General features: G+C 68.8%; 18 protein-coding genes. 8 read left to right on the top strand and 10 right to left on the bottom strand.

Annotated features, from left to right (window positions below; genetic code table 11):
* Positions 1-220: 220 nt before the first annotated feature.
* Both QTI51_RS29465 and xylF read right to left on the bottom strand, forming a co-directional pair.
* Positions 221-1,411, bottom strand: coding sequence for a sugar ABC transporter permease (locus tag QTI51_RS29465; RefSeq protein WP_116910258.1), 1,191 nt, complete (start codon positions 1,409-1,411; stop codon positions 221-223).
* A gap of 134 nt (positions 1,412-1,545) precedes the next feature.
* On the bottom strand, positions 1,546-2,568 hold the full coding sequence (gene xylF / locus QTI51_RS29470; RefSeq protein WP_116910259.1) for a D-xylose ABC transporter substrate-binding protein: 1,023 nt from the start codon (positions 2,566-2,568) through the stop codon (positions 1,546-1,548).
* Between the two features lie 301 nt (positions 2,569-2,869).
* On the opposite strand from xylF, the gene QTI51_RS29475 reads away from it, so the two are divergent.
* On the top strand, positions 2,870-3,148 hold the full coding sequence (locus tag QTI51_RS29475; protein ID WP_116910260.1) for a hypothetical protein: 279 nt from the start codon (positions 2,870-2,872) through the stop codon (positions 3,146-3,148).
* Between the two features lie 46 nt (positions 3,149-3,194).
* On the opposite strand, the gene QTI51_RS29480 is transcribed toward QTI51_RS29475, so the two are convergent.
* Positions 3,195-3,695: a ferritin-like domain-containing protein gene (locus QTI51_RS29480; protein ID WP_116910261.1), complete on the bottom strand. Its 501-nt coding sequence runs from the start codon at positions 3,693-3,695 to the stop codon at positions 3,195-3,197.
* 220 nt (positions 3,696-3,915) lie between these two features.
* On the bottom strand, positions 3,916-4,572 hold the full coding sequence (locus QTI51_RS29485; protein WP_286517094.1) for an alpha/beta hydrolase family protein: 657 nt from the start codon (positions 4,570-4,572) through the stop codon (positions 3,916-3,918).
* 233 nt (positions 4,573-4,805) lie between these two features.
* Between QTI51_RS29485 and QTI51_RS29490 the strand changes: the two genes are divergently transcribed.
* Positions 4,806-5,210, top strand: coding sequence for a surface-adhesin E family protein (locus tag QTI51_RS29490; protein ID WP_116910262.1), 405 nt, complete (start codon positions 4,806-4,808; stop codon positions 5,208-5,210).
* Positions 5,211-5,257: 47 nt separating this feature from the next.
* Here the strand turns inward: QTI51_RS29490 and QTI51_RS29495 are convergent, their stop codons facing one another.
* Together QTI51_RS29495 and QTI51_RS29500 are read right to left on the bottom strand one after the other, a co-directional pair.
* Positions 5,258-6,538: a phospholipase D-like domain-containing protein gene (locus tag QTI51_RS29495; protein ID WP_116910263.1), complete on the bottom strand. Its 1,281-nt coding sequence runs from the start codon at positions 6,536-6,538 to the stop codon at positions 5,258-5,260.
* Between the two features lie 37 nt (positions 6,539-6,575).
* Positions 6,576-7,208 (bottom strand): response regulator, encoded by a 633-nt coding sequence (locus QTI51_RS29500; RefSeq protein ID WP_116910264.1) that lies wholly within the window; start codon positions 7,206-7,208, stop codon positions 6,576-6,578.
* Between the two features lie 396 nt (positions 7,209-7,604).
* On the opposite strand from QTI51_RS29500, the gene QTI51_RS29505 reads away from it, so the two are divergent.
* Entirely contained in the window at positions 7,605-8,639 is a 1,035-nt protein-coding gene (locus QTI51_RS29505) for an AraC-like ligand-binding domain-containing protein (protein ID WP_165840358.1), read from the top strand.
* On the opposite strand, the gene map is transcribed toward QTI51_RS29505, so the two are convergent.
* Both map and QTI51_RS29515 read right to left on the bottom strand, forming a co-directional pair.
* Complete coding sequence (gene map / locus QTI51_RS29510) at positions 8,621-9,433, bottom strand: type I methionyl aminopeptidase (RefSeq protein ID WP_286517095.1); 813 nt, start codon at positions 9,431-9,433, stop codon at positions 8,621-8,623. The genes QTI51_RS29505 and map overlap by 19 nt on opposite strands.
* Positions 9,430-9,744 carry a ParD-like family protein gene (locus QTI51_RS29515; RefSeq protein ID WP_286517096.1) on the bottom strand — a complete coding sequence of 105 codons (315 nt, stop codon included), beginning with the start codon at positions 9,742-9,744 and terminating at the stop codon, positions 9,430-9,432. The genes map and QTI51_RS29515 overlap by 4 nt, the downstream gene beginning before the upstream one ends.
* A gap of 523 nt (positions 9,745-10,267) precedes the next feature.
* Here QTI51_RS29515 and QTI51_RS29520 point away from each other — a divergent pair.
* The 3 genes from QTI51_RS29520 to QTI51_RS29530 are packed head-to-tail and all read left to right on the top strand — an operon-like array spanning position 10,268 to position 12,693.
* Positions 10,268-11,242: a thiamine pyrophosphate-dependent dehydrogenase E1 component subunit alpha gene (locus QTI51_RS29520; RefSeq protein WP_116910494.1), complete on the top strand. Its 975-nt coding sequence runs from the start codon at positions 10,268-10,270 to the stop codon at positions 11,240-11,242.
* Positions 11,233-12,231, top strand: a complete 999-nt coding sequence (locus QTI51_RS29525) for an alpha-ketoacid dehydrogenase subunit beta (RefSeq protein WP_503011554.1) — start codon at positions 11,233-11,235, stop codon at positions 12,229-12,231. The genes QTI51_RS29520 and QTI51_RS29525 overlap by 10 nt, the downstream gene beginning before the upstream one ends.
* 39 nt (positions 12,232-12,270) lie before the next feature.
* Positions 12,271-12,693 carry a MarR family winged helix-turn-helix transcriptional regulator gene (locus QTI51_RS29530; protein ID WP_116910267.1) on the top strand — a complete coding sequence of 141 codons (423 nt, stop codon included), beginning with the start codon at positions 12,271-12,273 and terminating at the stop codon, positions 12,691-12,693.
* 102 nt (positions 12,694-12,795) lie between these two features.
* Here the strand turns inward: QTI51_RS29530 and QTI51_RS29535 are convergent, their stop codons facing one another.
* On the bottom strand, positions 12,796-13,578 hold the full coding sequence (locus QTI51_RS29535; RefSeq protein WP_286517097.1) for an SDR family oxidoreductase: 783 nt from the start codon (positions 13,576-13,578) through the stop codon (positions 12,796-12,798).
* Between the two features lie 125 nt (positions 13,579-13,703).
* Here QTI51_RS29535 and QTI51_RS29540 point away from each other — a divergent pair, with 125 nt between their 5' ends.
* Positions 13,704-14,636 (top strand): LysR family transcriptional regulator, encoded by a 933-nt coding sequence (locus QTI51_RS29540; RefSeq protein WP_286517098.1) that lies wholly within the window; start codon positions 13,704-13,706, stop codon positions 14,634-14,636.
* Between the two features lie 101 nt (positions 14,637-14,737).
* A complete protein-coding gene (locus QTI51_RS29545; protein ID WP_116910270.1) occupies positions 14,738-15,757 on the top strand; it encodes a Bug family tripartite tricarboxylate transporter substrate binding protein in 1,020 nt (339 codons plus the stop codon).
* A 9-nt stretch (positions 15,758-15,766) separates the two neighbouring features.
* Here the strand turns inward: QTI51_RS29545 and QTI51_RS29550 are convergent, their stop codons facing one another.
* Positions 15,767-16,090, bottom strand: coding sequence for a DUF1840 domain-containing protein (locus QTI51_RS29550; RefSeq protein WP_116910497.1), 324 nt, complete (start codon positions 16,088-16,090; stop codon positions 15,767-15,769).
* Between the last annotated feature and the right edge of the window lies 1 nt (position 16,091).

Genomic DNA, 16,091 nt, shown 5'->3' on the forward strand with positions numbered 1-16,091 from the left:
CTGGTTCTATTGCAGCTTGGCCCTCACCTTGACGCAGCCAATACCGCCTATTGAAAAACCAAACTCGCACCGCCGCTTGCGGATTGGAGAAGTCCCGGTAAAAGGAGGAGGCCGAAGGCCGGGGGACATTCGAGAAAAGAGGTACCGCGTCGGCGCGAGACCGCCCTGAACAGCGCACCTCGAACACAGAACCAAAAGAAGAAGAACAACCGTGCATGCCTCAGTTCTCCCCGAACTTGCGCCGGTACAGCACGTCGAACACCACCGCCACGATCAGCACCTGGCCGATGATGACCATGCGCTTGCCGATGGGCACGTCCAGCAGCAGCATGCCGCTGTCCAGCGATTGCATGATGAGCGCCCCCAGCACCGAACCGAAGATCGAGCCGCTGCCGCCCGCCAGCGCCGTGCCGCCGATGACGGCCGCCGCAATCACGTACAGCTCCATGCCCGTGCCCAGCGAGTTGGTGCCCGCGTTGAGCCGCGCGATCGACACGATGGCCGCGATGGTCACCAGCACCGCCAGCAACGCGAACAGCATCAGCGTGACGCGCTTCACCGGAATGCCCACCAGCGCCGCCGCATCCGGGTTGCCGCCCATCGCGAACACATAGCGGCCGAAGCGCGTGCGGTGCACGATGAACGACAGCACGATGGCCACCACCGCCCAGATCAGCACCGGGATCGGAATGCCCTGCGGTGCGTCCTTCGAATCGATCTTGTAGTGGTTCATGACCGCCGCGAAGGCAATCACCACCGCCGCCGGCACGGCCGTGAGCAGCAGCTCCAGCCACAGCGGCTCGTTGGGCATTTCGTGGCGCGCGCGCGCCGCGCGCTTCTGGAACATGCGCGCGAACAGCACCAGCGTGACCAGCCCCGCAATCACCCAGCTCGCGGTCACGCCGATGCCACCGTCGTAGCCGCCGCCCAGGCGCTGGAAGAACTCGTCGTTCACCGGCTGCGTCTTGCCGTCGGCCACCAGGAAGGCCGCGCCGCGAAACGACATCAGCCCGCCCAGCGTGACCACGAACGAAGGCACGCCGAGCACCGCCGTGAGCCAGCCCTGGTAGATGGACACCAGCAGCGCCACCGCCAGCCCCGCGAGGCAGGCCGTGGGCCACGACCAGCCCGAGGTGTACTGCAGGTACGCGATGAGCACGCCCACGAAGCCCATCACCGAGCCCACCGACAGGTCGATGTGGCGCGCCACGATCACCAGCACCATCACCGTCGAGACGATGCCCACCACGGCCGTCTGCTGGGCCACGTTGTAGAGGTTCTCGGGCGAGAGAAACACGCCGCCCGACATCACGCTGAACGCCACGGCCATGGCGACCAGCAGCACGCACATCAAGATGAGCCGCAGGTCGATGCCCGTGCGGCGCCACCACCCCGGTGTTGGATCGCTCATTTGTCTAACCCCTCTGGACTACAGGTGCGCAACCGGCCACCCGCCGGGCGCCTTGCGGGCCGGCCGGATGCCGTGTTGCGGGAATGGAGGGCGCGCCGTTGCGTTGCTTGAACGAGGCGGCGCGCCGGGTTGCGTTACTTGCAGGCCGCGGGCGCGCTCGCGCCGCTCACGCCCTTGCAGAGCTCGTCTTTCTTGATCCAGCCGGCCTTGACCACCACGTCGAGGTTGTCGCGCGTGACGGGCACGGGCGTGAGCAGGCGCGATTGCAGCGAGACCTTCTTCGGGCCGCTGGCCCAGGTCGCGGCCTTGTCGACCGGCTTGCCCTGCGACATGGCGACGGCCGCGATGGCGGCTTCGCGGCCGAGCTCGCGCGAGTCCTTGAAGATGGTCGCGGTCTGCGTGCCCAGCGCGATGCGGTTGAGCGCGGCAAAGTCCGCGTCCTGCCCCGACACCGGAATGCCGCGCAGGCCCTTGGCCGTGAGCGCGGCCACCGCGCCGCCGGCCGTGCCGTCGTTGGCCGCCACCACCGCGTCGACCTTGTTGCCGTTCTTGGTGAGGATCTGCTCCATGTTCTTCTGCGCGACCTCGGGCTTCCAGCCTTCGGTGTATTCGTCGCCCACGATCTTGATGTCGCCCTTCTTCACCGCGTCGGCCAGAACCTCTTGCTGGCCCGCGCGCAGGAAGTCGGCGTTGGGGTCGCTGGGCGAGCCCTTGATGATCACGTAGTTGCCCTTGGGCTTGACCTTGAGCACCTCGCGCGCTTCCATGCGGCCGACCTCGACGTTGTCGAAGGTGATGTAGAACACGCCCGGCGCCTCGATGAGCCGGTCGTACGCCACCACGGGCACCTTCTGGCGCGTGGCCTTGGTCACGGCGGGAAGAATGGCGTCCTTGTCCATCGCCAGCACGATGAGCGCCTTGGCGCCCTTGGACATCAGGCCCTCGATGTCGCCGAGCTGCTTCTCGGGCGAGCCGCCCGCATCGGCACTGATGTACTTGGCGCCGAGCTTCTCCAGCTGGGCCTTGATGGCGGCCTCGTCGGTCTTCCAGCGCTCTTCCTGAAAGTTGGACCAGCTCACGCCGACCACGGTCTGCGCCATCGCGCCCACGGCGGTGAGGCCGAAGGCCATGGCGGCCAGGGTGTGTTTCAGTTGCATCGATGTCTCTCCAATGTTGGTGCGCCCCGCAGCGGTCAACGGTGTAAGAAATTAGTTAGTTTGAAGGGCGAACTAACTATCCCATCGCGGCGCGGCGCTGGGCATCGGGGAATTCCCGCAAGCGCGCTTGCTTGCGGTGCGCACTCGCCGCGTGGCGCGCGCTCGGCCTGCGCGCGGATGCGCAAGGTCCTACGCGCAGGCCGAAGTGGCGCCGGTATGTTTCGTGTCGTCCGGTACCGTGGCCCGCACCTGTCCATGCGCCCCGCGCTGCTGTCCCCCAACACAAAAGAAGGAAGCCACCATGTCCACCGAAATGCTCCAGCAGATTGCCGCCTCGCGGCTGCCCCTGGTGATGTCCTCGTCGAAGGACGTCGATGCGGTGTTGAAGCTGCGCGCCGCGGGCCTGGTGCTCGCGCTGGTGCCGTCGGCCGCCGACATCGCGAAGATGCCCGGCCTGCGCGTGGTGCAGGTGCTCGCGGTGACGCAGAAGGGCTTCGAGGAACTGCAGCGCGTGCGCTACCCCGGCGAACGCGCGGCGCTCGCACGTGAAAAAGGCCGGGGGGTCCCGGCCTTCTCCTGAACGCTGCGACCGCCAGGCTCGCGGGCCTGGCGGTCTTCGCATTCACTTAGTCGCGTGCACGCGCAGCATTGCGCAGGTCGCGGATCTGGTCGTGGTTGCGTTGCGCGCCTTCGGCCTGCAGCGAGATCACGCTGCGCACGTCGGCCGGCAGGCTCTGCTTCAGGGCCTTGCGATAACGGGCCACCGCAGTGTCTTCGCCACGTTCGCACGATTCGAGGATCGACAGTTCGCTGTTCACGCCCAGCGAGCCCTTCACATGCACCCAGCCGCGGTGCAGCGCGCCGCTGGCGGTGCCACCGTCGGCCGGCGTACCGCCATAGGCGGTGATGAGCGCGATGAGTTCGGCCTCGGCCTTCTTGCATTGCTCGGCGCGGCTGGCGAAGAGCTGCTTGGCGGCCGGGCTCTTCACTTCGTCGGCGCAGGCGCGAAAGCCGTATTCACCGTCGCGGGAGTTTTCCAGCAGGTCGTTCAGCACGTCGACCACGTCGCCGTTGGCGAGCACGGGACCGGTGGCGAGGGTGTCGTTGGTGATGTCGTTGTAAGCCATGGAAGGTGTCCTTTCATTGCCTGTCTGTGCGACAGGACCGGGTTGGAGGCGTCAGCCGCGCTGTGATGCCGTGTTGTGTTGCATTGGCGCTTTGCGGCTGACCGAAGACCCATGGTCCGAAGCTTCGCGGCGCCGCGGCGTCGTCCCATCGGGCAACCGGGCGTAGGCGAAGGACGACCTCGAGGACGACCTCGTTCCGCCACCCTCCAGGGCATTCGCCTCAGCCGATGGCCCAGGCCTGCGTCCACACGGCGATGCCGTCGAGCAGTTCGTCCAGCGCTTCCTCGTCGCTGCGCCCGGAGCGCTTGAGCACGTGGAACGAGTGGTCCGCGCCGTCGATGTCCAGCACGGTGGCCAGCGGGCCCAGCGCCTGCGTGGTGGCATCGAATTCGGCGGGTTCGGCCAGCGCGTCGCGCGGGCCGTGCACGAAGAGCATCGGCACGTCGACCTCCTGCAGGTGCGCGGCGCGCGTGGCGGCTGCCGCGGGCGCGCCCGCCGGGTGAAGCGGAAAACCCAGGAACACCAGCCCTTGCACGCCGGGCAAGGGCGCCAGCGCCTGGGCCTGCGACGTCATGCGGCCGCCGAAGGACTTGCCGCCTGCGAAGAGCCGCACCCCATCGAAGCGCGCCGCCGCGCAAGCCACCGCCGCGCGCACCGTGGCATGCGCCAGCGCGGGCGCGTCCGTGCGCTTCTTGCCCTGTTCCATGTAGGGAAACTGGTAGCGCAGCGTGGCGATGCGCCGCTGCGCGAGGCCCTCGGCCACGGCCTGCATGAAGGGGTGCGCCATGCCCGCGCCGGCGCCGTGCGCGAGCACCAGGCAGGCATCGGGCGCGGACGGCGACACCGCGAGCGCGGACACGGCGACGCCGGGCGCCACGGAAATGGAAAGAGAAGAGGACAGAGAAGAGGACAGAGAAGAGTGGGTCGTCACGCCCGTAGTTTGCCGATCACTTGCGTTTCAAACCACCTGTTCGACACGGGGCCTTGGGTGCAGTCCGACAGGCGCCGCGCCACGTTGGCTGTAAATTCGTGTTTCAGCGACCGGCCCGGATTTTTCCCGCCGGCCTTTTTTTGGCTTTTTGGGGAGTCACGGTTGTGAGGCACTGGTTGATGGCGATCGGCATGGTCGGCTGCGTGGCGCACGCGCAGCCCGGCTGGTTCACGGTGGTGGGCGATCCCCTGGACAAGGGGGCGGACACCGTGCAGGTCGACCCCGACAAGGTGGTGCTCGCGGAAAGCTCCAAGGAAATGAACCTGCGCGTGAACCGCTCGGGCCCGCGCTTCAACTGGGACGGCATTGCCTACCGCTCCTACGAATCGCGCGTGGTGTTCGACTGCCAGTCGCGCCGCGCCAGCTACGTGGCCGCGCGCTTCTACATCGAGCCGCTGTGGCAGGGCGAGCCGCACCACATTGCAGACTACGCCGACGCACCCAAGCCCGTGGCGTTCCGCGACATGAAGCCCAACCCGACCGCGCGCATCGTGCGAGCGGCCTGCCGGCCGCGGAGCAGCTAGACCGTTCCGGCAGCTAGACCGCTCAGGCAGCCAGGCGGCTCCGCCAGCTAGAGCTGCGACGACAGCAGCGCCGCCAGGTGCTCCATCGCCTTCTCGTGCAGGGGGCGGTCCTTCCAGGCCTCGTACGTGAGGCGCTTCGACTGCCGCAGGTCGGCCTCGAACTGCACCGTCTGCTCGGCGGCGAAGGCCTCGTCGTAGATGTTCAGGTTGGCCTCGTCGTTCAGGCGGAACGAGCGGTTGTCGAAGTTGGTGGAGCCCACCGACACCAGCAGCCCGTCGACCGTGAAGACCTTGCAATGGAACATGGTCGGCTGGTATTCGCTGATCTCGGCGCCGGCTTCCAGCAGCGGGCCCCAGGCCGCGCGCGAGGCGCCGCGCACGGTCTGCGAATCGATGATCGGGCCCGGCGTGATGATGCGCAGCCGCACGCCGCGCTTCATGGCCGCCACCAGCGCGCCCACGGTGAGGTCGTCGGGCACGAAATAGGCGCTCGACAGGTCGATGGTCTTGCTGGCCGCCGCAATCGACAGCAGGTACATCAGGTGCATGCTCTCGCTGCCGCCCGAGGGCGAGCTGCTGAACACCTGGGCGCGGCCGTCGCCCATGGAAGGAATGGGCGGAAAGTAGAGCTCGCCGTGCAGCACGTCGCCCGACACCTTCACCCAGTTGTCCATGAACACGGCCTGCATCTGCGCCACCACCGGGCCTTCGACCTTGTAGTGCGAGTCGCGCCAGTGGTCCGCGTCCTGCGCGTGGCCGGTCCATTCGGGCGCGATGCCCACGCCGCCGGTGAAGCCGGTGCGCCCGTCGACCACCAGCAGCTTGCGGTGGGTGCGGTTGTTCATGCGGGCGATGTCGTACCAGCTGGGCTTGTGGAACTTGCGGATCTCCACGCCGGCGGCTTCCATCTCGCGGATGAAGTCGCCGTCGACCTTGGCGCTGCCCACCCAGTCGAGCAGCACGTGCACCTTCACGCCCGCGCGCGCCCGCTCGGAAAGCGCGTCGGCAAAGGTGCGGCCGATGTCGCCCGACCAGTAGATGTAGGTCTCGAAGGTGATGCTCTGCCTGGCGCCGCGAATGGCCGCGAGCATGGGCGGAAAGATGCGGTCGCCGTTCTGCAGCGCCTCGAAGCGGTTGCCGCCGGTGATGGGCGGCCCGAGCATCACGCCCAGCGCGCGCTGGTACTGGGCGTCGTGCAGCGCGTACTCGCGCTTGACCTGCTCGTCGAGCTTCTTCTCGCCGCTGGTGAAGTTCAGCACCAGCAGCGTGGCGGCCAGCGTCAGGACGAAGGTCCAGACGACTGCCTTGAGCGTCCCTCGGTGGCGCACGTCAGGACGCGAAGCGCATGGGTGTGCGGGCCGCCGGTCAGTCGATCAGCTGCGTCTTGATCGCGTAGTACGTCAGGTCGCTGTTGGTGGACAGGTTCATCTTTTCCATCAGGCGCGTGCGGTAGGTGCTGATGGTCTTCACCGACAGCGACAGCGCCTCGCCGATGGCGCCCACCGACTCGCCCTTGGCCAGCTTCAGGAACACCTGGAACTCGCGCTCCGACAGGTGCTTGTGCGGCGGCGCGTTGTCCTTGCGCTCCAGCTGGCCGGCCAGCAGCTCGGCCACCGAGGGCGAGATGTAGCGGCGGCCCAGCGCCACGGTGCGGATGGCCTTGGCGATTTCTTCGGGCTCGCACTCCTTGTTCAGGTAGCCCGACGCGCCCTGGCGGATCAGGTTCACCGCGTAGTGCTCCTCGGGGTAGCCGCTCAGGATGAGCACGCCCAGGTCAGGCGCCTTGGCGCGCACCATGGCCAGCGCGTCGATGCCGCTCTGCCCCGGCATCGAGAGGTCCATGACGAGCACGTCGATGTCGGCGGTGCGCACCAGGTCGATGGCCTCGCGGCCGGTGGCGGCTTCGCCGACCACGCGGAAATCGACGAAGGTGGAGAAGAACGCCTTGAGGCCTGTGCGGACGACGGCGTGGTCGTCGACGATGCCGATCTTGATCATGGTGTGCTCCTGCTGCTGAACTGTGCGGTGTCGGTGCGCGCCAGCGATTTGGCGCGATAGGGGAGCGACGATGCCACAGGCATTTGCCCGCCGGAGGGCTCAAACGCGGGACGCGGCGTTGTCCTGCACGGGTATGCAGGTTTGGCTGTCGCTGGCGTCGGACGCGGGCGACGCGCAGGCGTTCGGGGACGCGATAGGCCCCCGGCACCGACCGCCGCGGCAATCGTTGGCACGGCAGCTCGGGCGAAGGGAATTCCCTGTCGACAGCGCCCGCCCGCAAGGCTCCAATCGAGCCGCCGTGGCCCCTGCCATTGGTACATTTTTTGCTGCTGCAACAGGTCGCACCCGCAGCAGCCAGCGTCCGGCTCAGGGCCCATGTTTTCTCGTGAGGCACCCATGCACTTCAACTATTCGACAGCGGATGTTTCCGGGCCCCGCCGGCTCGACTACTGGGCGGAATCGGTCTGCAAGCGCCTGATTCCGGCAGCCGGCAAGTTCAGCCATGCGGGCGACTTCCAAGGCTCGCTCACGGGCCACACGCTGGGCAACCTCACGCTGTGCCGCATGAGCTCGCAGCCGCACACCTTCGACCGCACGCCCCACCACGTGCGCGTGGCGCCCGAGGAAGACCTGGTCGCGGTGCTGATGCAGGAAGGCTCGGCCCTGCTGCAGCAAGGCGGGCGCGAGGTGCAGGTGCGCCCCGGGGACATCGTGCTGTACGACGCGGCGCGCCCCTTCGTGCACCACCTGGCGCCGGCCTCGGCGCTGCTGGTGCGCATGCCGCGCCAGCAGCTGCTGTCGCGCTTCGCGCGGGCCGAATCGATGGCCACGGTGCGCATTGCCGAAGGCCGCTCGATGGCCACGCTGCTGATGCGCATGGCGGAGGAAGCCTTCGACTATTCCGCCAGCTGCATCCCGGGCGCCGCCGGCGCGCGGCTGGCGGGCGCCTTTCTCGACACGCTGAGCGCGGCCATGGAAATGCAGGACGGCCAGGGCACCGACGGCGCCCAGGGCTCGCGCTACGGCTCGGCCTACCAGCGCGCCAGCCAGTACATCGACGCCCACCTCGACGACAGCGAACTCGACAGCGACGGCATCGCGGCGGCGGTGCACCTGTCGCCGCGCACGCTGGCGCGGGTGTTCGCCACGCACGGCACCACCGTCATGCACCACGTGTGGAAGCGGCGGCTCGATGCCGCCTTTCGCGTGCTCGAAGAGGGCCGTGTGCACCAGGTGTCGCAGGCGGCGCTGCAGTGCGGCTTCAACGACCTGTCGCACTTCTCGCGGGCGTTCCGGAACGCGTTCGGCGTGACGCCGAGCAGCCTGCTGCCGGGGGCACCGACCGCAGTCGGCACGGCGCCCGGCATGCCCGGCGTGCCGGGCGTTCCTAGGGATTCAGGCCGCCAGCGCGCTCAGACGATGGCTGGGTAGTGCCCCGTGCCTTCGGGCCAGGGCGTGAGCAGCTCGAAGCCCGTGGGCGTCACCGCGACCATGTGCTCCCACTGCGCCGACAGCGAGCGGTCGCGCGTGACCACGGTCCAGCCGTCGGCCATTTCCTTGGTCTCGCGCCGCCCGGCGTTGACCATCGGCTCGATGGTGAAGACCATGCCCGCCTCCAGCCGCAGGCCCTGGCCGGGCTGGCCGTAGTGCAGCACCTGCGGCTCGTCGTGGTAGACCTGCCCGATGCCGTGGCCGCAGTACTCGCGCACGACGGTGAAGTTCTCGCGGTGCGCCACCTTCTGAATGGCGTAGCCCACGTCGCCCAGCGTGGCGCCCGGGCGCACCTGCCGGATGCCGGCGCGCATGGCCTCGTAGGTGGTGTCGACCAGCCGGCGCGCCAGCGCGCTGGGCTCGCCCACGAAGTACATGCGGCTGCAGTCGCCGAACCAGCCGTCCTTGATGACGGCCACGTCGATGTTGACGATGTCGCCGGCCTTCAGCGTTTCCTTGGCCGACGGAATGCCGTGGCAGATCACGTGGTTGACCGAGGTGCACACGGTCTTGGGAAAGCCGTGGTAGCCGATGTTGGCCGGAATGGCGCCCTGCACCTTCACGATGTGGTCGTGGCAGATGCGGTCGAGCGCCTCGGTGGTAACGCCTGGCTTGACGTGTTCGCCGATCATGGCGAGCACCTCGGCAGCAAGGCCGCCGGCCGTGCGCGCCATGGCGATTTCGGCGGGCGACCTGAGCTTGACGCCGCCGCTGCCCGTGGTGCCCGCGCTCACGCGGGGGCTCCGGCCTTGCGGGCGGTGCGCGGCGAAGGCGCGGACGTCGCGGAGGTTGCGGATGGCGTTGAAAGCGCTGGCGCGGCCAGCGACGACAGCGATGCCGAGATGGTCGCCAGGTCGAAGCCGCCGGCCTGCTCGGCGCGGATCAGCACCTGGCAGATCTCCCGGTGGTCGAGCGCGGGGTGCAGCTCGGCCAGCATGCCGATGCGCATCCAGTGCTCGGCCTGCGCGTTGATGGAACGGCTTAGCGCGTTGCCTGCGACACGCAGGTTCTCGTGCATGAGGTCTGAAATCTTGACGATGCCCATGGAGATTTTTTATATATGAAACGTATACGCATCATATCTTCCATCGCAAGGCCCTCGCACGCCCGGGAAAACTCTGGGGACAGTTCCGGCACAAGGGCACGGTTATCCACAGTGGCAGCGGCCACCCTGAAGTTGTTCCTTTTTCGAGACAACCCTGAAAGCAGAGGTACGCACAGTGGTACAGGTGCCGCAACTCGTTGTCACGCAACGAGAAAAGCACACTGTCCACAGCAGGGGTTTACCCTTATCTACTACTACTAACTTAAATAAGAAGAATAACTAAGAAAGAAGGCGGCAAGCCAGGGAGCCAGAAAGGCGGGTCGAACGGCCCGCAGCGCGGCACAGTCAGGCCGTGCCGATGCGAAGGGTTAGCCCGGTACGTCGATTCCGTCTCGCTTGATACGATTTTTTCCAGAGCGCCCATTCCAAGGGCCCTGGAGACAAGATGGACCCGACCCCTCGCCCCACCCCACTCGACCTGCAGAGCGCCCATGGCAACGCCGCGGAAGCGCTCTACCGCGTCATGGTTCGCATCCGCGCGTTCGAGAACGCCGCGGAGGCGGCCAGCCAGGGCGGCGTGAGCGCCTATGGGCAGCAGGCGGCGGGCGCCGCCAAGGTGCGCGGGCCGCTGCACCTCTCCACGGGGCAGGAGGCGGTGCCTGCCGGCGTGTGCGCGCACCTGCGCGCCGCCGACTACCTCACCTCCACCCACCGCGGCCACGGCCACACGCTGGCCAAGGGCGCGGACCTCGCGCGGATGATGTGCGAGCTGTTCGGCAAGGCCACCGGCTTCAACGGCGGCAAGGGCGGCTCGATGCACATCGCGGACTTCTCGGTCGGCATGCTCGGCGCCAACGGCGTGGTGGCGGCGGGCCTGCCGATCGCGGTGGGCGCGGCGCATGCGCAGAAGCTGCTGAAGCAGTCGGACGACATCACGGTGTGCTTCTTCGGCGATGGCGCCATCAACCGCGGGCCCTTTCTCGAGGCGCTGAACTGGGCGCGCGTGTACCAGCTGCCCGTGCTGTTCGTTTGCGAGGACAACCGCTGGAGCGCGACCACCGCCAGCGGCCCGATGACGGCGGGCGACGGCGCCTCGGCGCGCGCCGAGGCCATGGACATCGCGGCCACGCAGGTCGACGGCAACGACGTGTTCGCGGTGCACGAGGCCGCGGCCCGCCTGGTGGCCGAGGTGCGCGCCGGCAGCGGGCCGCGCCTGCTGCACGCGCTCACGTACCGGGTGAAGGGGCATGTGTCGGTCGACCTCGCGGCGTACCGCGACCCGGCCGAACTGGCGGCGGCGCTGCAGACCGACCCGATCGCGCGGGCGCGCGACCGGCTGCTGACCCAGGGCGTTGCCGCGACAACGCTGGACGCCATCGAGAACGCGGCGCGCGACGAGGTCGACACCGCGCTGGCCATCGCCGACGCGGCGCCCTGGCCCGACGCCGGCGCCGCCTTCACCGACGTGCAGACCACCGGCGCGGGCCAATGGCACTGACCCCGGAAACCACGCAAGCGAAGACCTCGATGAAAAAAGACCTGAGCTATTCGGAAGCCGCCGTGCTCGCCCTGCAGCGCGAGATGGAAGCCGACCCGCGCGTGGTGGTGCTGGGCGAAGACGTGGGCCGCGGCGGCATCTTCGGCCAGTACAAGGGGCTGCAGCAGCACTTCGGCCCCGAGCGCGTGATCGACACGCCGATCAGCGAGGCCGCGATCATGGGCGCCGGCGTGGGCATGGCGCTGGCGGGGCTGCGCCCGGTGGTGGAGATGCGCGTGGTCGACTTCGCGCTGTGCGGCATGGACGAGCTGGTGAACCAGGCGGCCAAGAACCGCTTCATGTTCGGCGGCCAGGGCCGCGTGCCGCTGGTGGCGCGCATGCCCGGCGGCATCTGGGACGCCTCGGCGGCGCAGCATTCGCAGTCGCTGGAGGCCTGGTTCGCGCACCTGCCGGGCATGGTGGTGGTGTGCCCGTCGACCCCGCAGGACAACCACGGCCTGCTGCGCGCGGCGCTGCAGTGCGGCGACCCGGTGGTCTACATCGAGCACAAGACGCTGTGGGGCGTGCGCGGCGAGGTGGACGAGGGCGTCGACGTGCCGCTGGGCAAGGCGGCGCGCGTGCGCGAAGGCAACGCGCTCACGCTGGTGAGCTGGAGCCGGCAGATGCAGGCCTGCGCGGCCGCCTGCGACGCGCTGGCGGCCGAAGGCGTGGCGGTCGACCTGATCGACCTGCGCACGCTGTGGCCCTGGGACCGCGAGACGGTGCTGTCGTCGTGCGGGCGCACCGGCCGGTTGCTGGTGGTGCACGAGGCGGTGCAGGCGGCGGGCTTCGGCGCGGAGATTGCGGCGAGCGCGGCCGAAGCCACGGGCTGCCGCGTGGCGCGGCTGGGCGCGCCGCGCATTCCGGTGGGCTATGCGCCGGTGCTGGAGGCGCAGTCGCGCGTGGGGGTGGAGGCCATCGTGGCGGCGGCGAAGAAGCTCGCGAGCTGAACTGAGCTGAGCTGAGCTGAGCGGCCAGGGCTTTTTCGCATGGACCCGCTCTTCTTCAAGCTGGTGCGGGTGGTGAACCTGACGGCACGGCCGTTCCACGAGCGCGTGGGCCGAGAGCACCAGCTCACGCTGAACGAGTGGCGCGCCATGGCCGTCCTGGGCGCGCAACCGGGGCTGACCGCCACGCAGGTGGCCGACCAGACCGGCCTGGACAAGATGGCCGTGAGCCGCGCGCTGGCCGGCCTGAAGCGCCACAAGCGCGTGCAGCGCCACGAAGACCCGACCGACCAGCGCCGCAGCCGGCTCTACCTGACGGCGGCCGGCAAGGCGTTGCACGAGACGGTGGGTGCGCTGGGGCGGGAGCGCGAGGCGGCGCTGTTCGCGGGCGTCGATGCCGATGAACTCGCCGGGCTGGGGAAGACGCTGGACAAGCTGATCCTGTCGGTGTCAGGGCGGCCCTGAAGCCCTCGGCGCTCGGCGCTCGGCGCTCGGCAGCGTCGTGCCACCGAGCGAGCGCTGCCTGCCGCCAAGCCAACCTTCCCCCAAAGGGGGGAAGGCGCAGCTTCAGGCTGCGAAGCCGCCGTCGATGTTCAGGCCGGCGCCGGTCACGAAGGCCGCTTCCGGGCTGGCCAGGTAGGCGACCATGCCGGCGATTTCATCGGCGTGGCCGTGGCGGTCGATGGCCATGAAGGTGTGCATGGTCGAGGCCATCGGGCCGTTGGCGGGGTTCATGTCGGTGTCGACCGGGCCGGGCTGCACGTTGTTGATGGTGATGCCGCGCGGGCCCAGGTCGCGCGCCAGGCCCTGCACCAGGCCGGTCAGCGCCGACTTGCTCATGGCGTACACGCCGCCGCCGGCGAAGGGCATGCGCTCGGCGTTGGTGCTGCTGATGTTCACGATGCGCCCGCCCGTGCCCATGTGCGACAGCGCGGCCTGGATGGCGACGAACACGGCGCGCACGTTCACCGCCAGGGTGCGGTCGAAGTCGGCCAGCGTGAACTGGTCGATGGGGCCGAGGTGCAGCACGCCGGCGTTGTTCACCAGGATGTCGATGCGCCCGCCGAAGTGCCTGGCGGCCTGGTCGATGCCGGCCTTGAGCGCGTCGGCGTCGGCGCTGTCGATCTTCAGCGCCAGCGCGCGGCCGCCTTCGGCCTCGATGGCGCGGGCCAGTTCGTCGGCGGTGGCCTGGGCGTTGCTGTAGCTGAAGGCCACGGCCGCGCCGTCGCGCGCCAGGCGCCGGACGATGGCCGCGCCGATGCCGCGCGAGCCGCCGGTGACGAAGGCGACCTTGCCGGCCAGCACGGCGGACGATGTCGAAGAAGAGGTGGTTGCAGTGGTGGAAGCCATGATGTTTTCCGTTCGATGTAGTGGAGGAATGGACGCAGTTTCCGCCTTTCATTCCCCTGCCGGTAGCCATCAATCCGCGCAATCAAATTCAACTGGAAGTTGAAGATGCGCGAGACAATCCGGCCATGGAACCACTCAATCACCTGGAGTCCTTCGTGCAGAGCGCCGAGGGCGGCAGCTTCTCGGCGGCGGCGCGGCGGCTGGGGCTGACGCCAGCTGCGGTCAGCAAGAACGTGGCGCGGCTGGAGGCGCGGCTGGGCGTGCGGCTGTTCCAGCGCAGCACGCGCCGCCTGACGCTCACCGAGGGCGGCGAGCGCTTCCTGGCGCAGGTCGGCGGCGCGCTGGCCACCCTGCATGAGGCGGTGGCCGGCATCGACACCGACGACGGGCGCCCGGCCGGCACGCTCAAGGTGAGCATGGGCCAGGCCTTCGGACGCGAGCATGTGCTGCCGATGATGGGTGACTTCCTGGCGCGCTACCCGGCCATCCTGCCGGACTGGCACTTCGACAACCAGCAGGTCGACCTGGTGGGCGAAGGCTTCGACGCGGCCATCGGCGGCGGCATCGAGCTGTCGGCCGGCCTGGTGGCGCGCGAGCTGTCGCGCATCCACGTGGTGGCGGTGGCTTCGCCGGCGTACATGAAGGGGCGCAAGAAGCCGCGCCACCCGTCGGAGCTGACCCTGCTCGACACGCTGCTGCGCCGCTCGTCGCCCACCGGCCGGCTGCGCAGCTGGACGCTGCGGGAAGCCAGGAGCGGCGGCGAGCAAGCCACCGTCGAGCTGCCGCACCCGCGCGCGATCTTCAACGACCCCCAGGCCATCGCGGACGCCGCGCTGATGGGGCTGGGCGTGGCGATGCTGCCGATGCCTTTCGTGGAGCGCGGGCTGCGCACCGGCGAGCTGGTGCGGTTGCTGCCCGAGTGGTACCAGGACACGGGCGCGGTGTGGCTCTACTACCCGAGCAAGAAGCTGCTGCCGCCGAAGACGCGCGTGTTCATCGACTTCGTGCTGGAGCGCTTTCGCGCCGAGCGCTTCGCGCAGCGCATGCAGGTGGACTGACGCGCGGCACCGCGCCGAGCTATCGCACCGACTTGCCGCCCCGCGGGTTCACGGGGTTTTCACTCGCGACGCCCGCGGCGCGCCCCTGTACAAACGCGCGCATGACTTCTTCCTCATTCGCATCGAGCCGCCGCACCGCGCTGGCCACTTCCATCGCTACCGCCCTCACCGTGCTGGCGGCGCCCTCGTGGGCCCAGGCCACCTGGCCGACCAAGCCCGTGCGCATCGTCGTGCCCTTCGCGGCTGGCGGCACCACCGACATCCTGGCGCGCGCCGTGGCGCCCGAACTCTCGAAGGCCTTCGGCCAGCAGTTCATCGTGGACAACCGCGCGGGCGCCGGCGGCAACGTGGGCGCCGAGCTGGTGGCGCGCGCCCCCAACGACGGCTACACGCTGCTCATGGGCACGGTGGGCACGCACGGCATCAACCGCGCGCTGTACCCCAAGCTGCCCTTCGACCCGATCAAGGACTTCGTGCCGATCACGCTGGTGGCCGCCGTGCCCAACGTGATGGAAATGAACGCCGACAAGGCCAAGGCGGCGAACATCCACAACGTGCAGGACTTCATCAAGTACGCCAAGGCCAACCCCGGCAAGCTGAACATGGCGTCCAGCGGCAGCGGCACCTCCATCCACCTGGCGGGCGAGCTGTTCAAGAGCATGACGGGCACCTTCATGGCGCACATTCCGTACAAGGGCTCGGGCCCGGCGCTGCTGGACATGGTGGGCGGCAACGCCGACGTGATGTTCGACAACCTGCCCTCGTCGATGGCGCAGATCAAGGCCGGCAAGCTCACGGCGCTGGCCGTGACCAGCGCGCAGCGTTCGCCTGCGCTGCCGGACGTTCCGACGGTGGAAGAGGTGGGGGGCCCGACGCTCAAGGGCTTCGAGGCGAGCTCGTGGTTCGGGCTGCTGGCGCCGGCCGGCACCTCGCCCGAGATCGTCAACCGCATTCAGCAGGAAGTGGCCAAGTCGCTGGGCACGCCGGCCATCAAGGAAAAGATGCTCGCGCAAGGCGCGCTGCCCAGCGGCAACTCACCCGCCGACTTCACCAAGCTCATTGCGAGCGAGCACGTGAAGTGGGCGAAGGTGGTGAAGGACTCCGGCGCGAAGGTCGACTGAAGCGGAAGCTCAGGTCTTCCAGGTCACGTCCTTCTTCTCGGCCAGGGAGTCCTTGAGCATGTGAAGCAGGGGGGCTGCACGCTGGTGCAGTCCTACATGCTGCTTCTCGGCGTCGTTGGCGTGGCCTTCGACGGCGTAGTCGTCGTGGTTGTGGGCGTTGCTGCCCTCGCGGGCCAGCGCGGCCTCAAGCGCCGAGATGGCGCCGGGGATCTGGTCGACCGTGATGATGCCTTGGGGCGCGACCGACTTGCCGACGATGTCGAGCAGTTGGCGCGCATGCACTTCGAGCATCACGAAATCAGCGGAAGCCCGGGACTGGAAACGGTAGAGCATG

Source organism: Variovorax sp. J22G73 (assembly GCF_030317035.1).
Taxonomy (GTDB): Bacteria; Pseudomonadota; Gammaproteobacteria; order Burkholderiales; family Burkholderiaceae_C; genus Variovorax.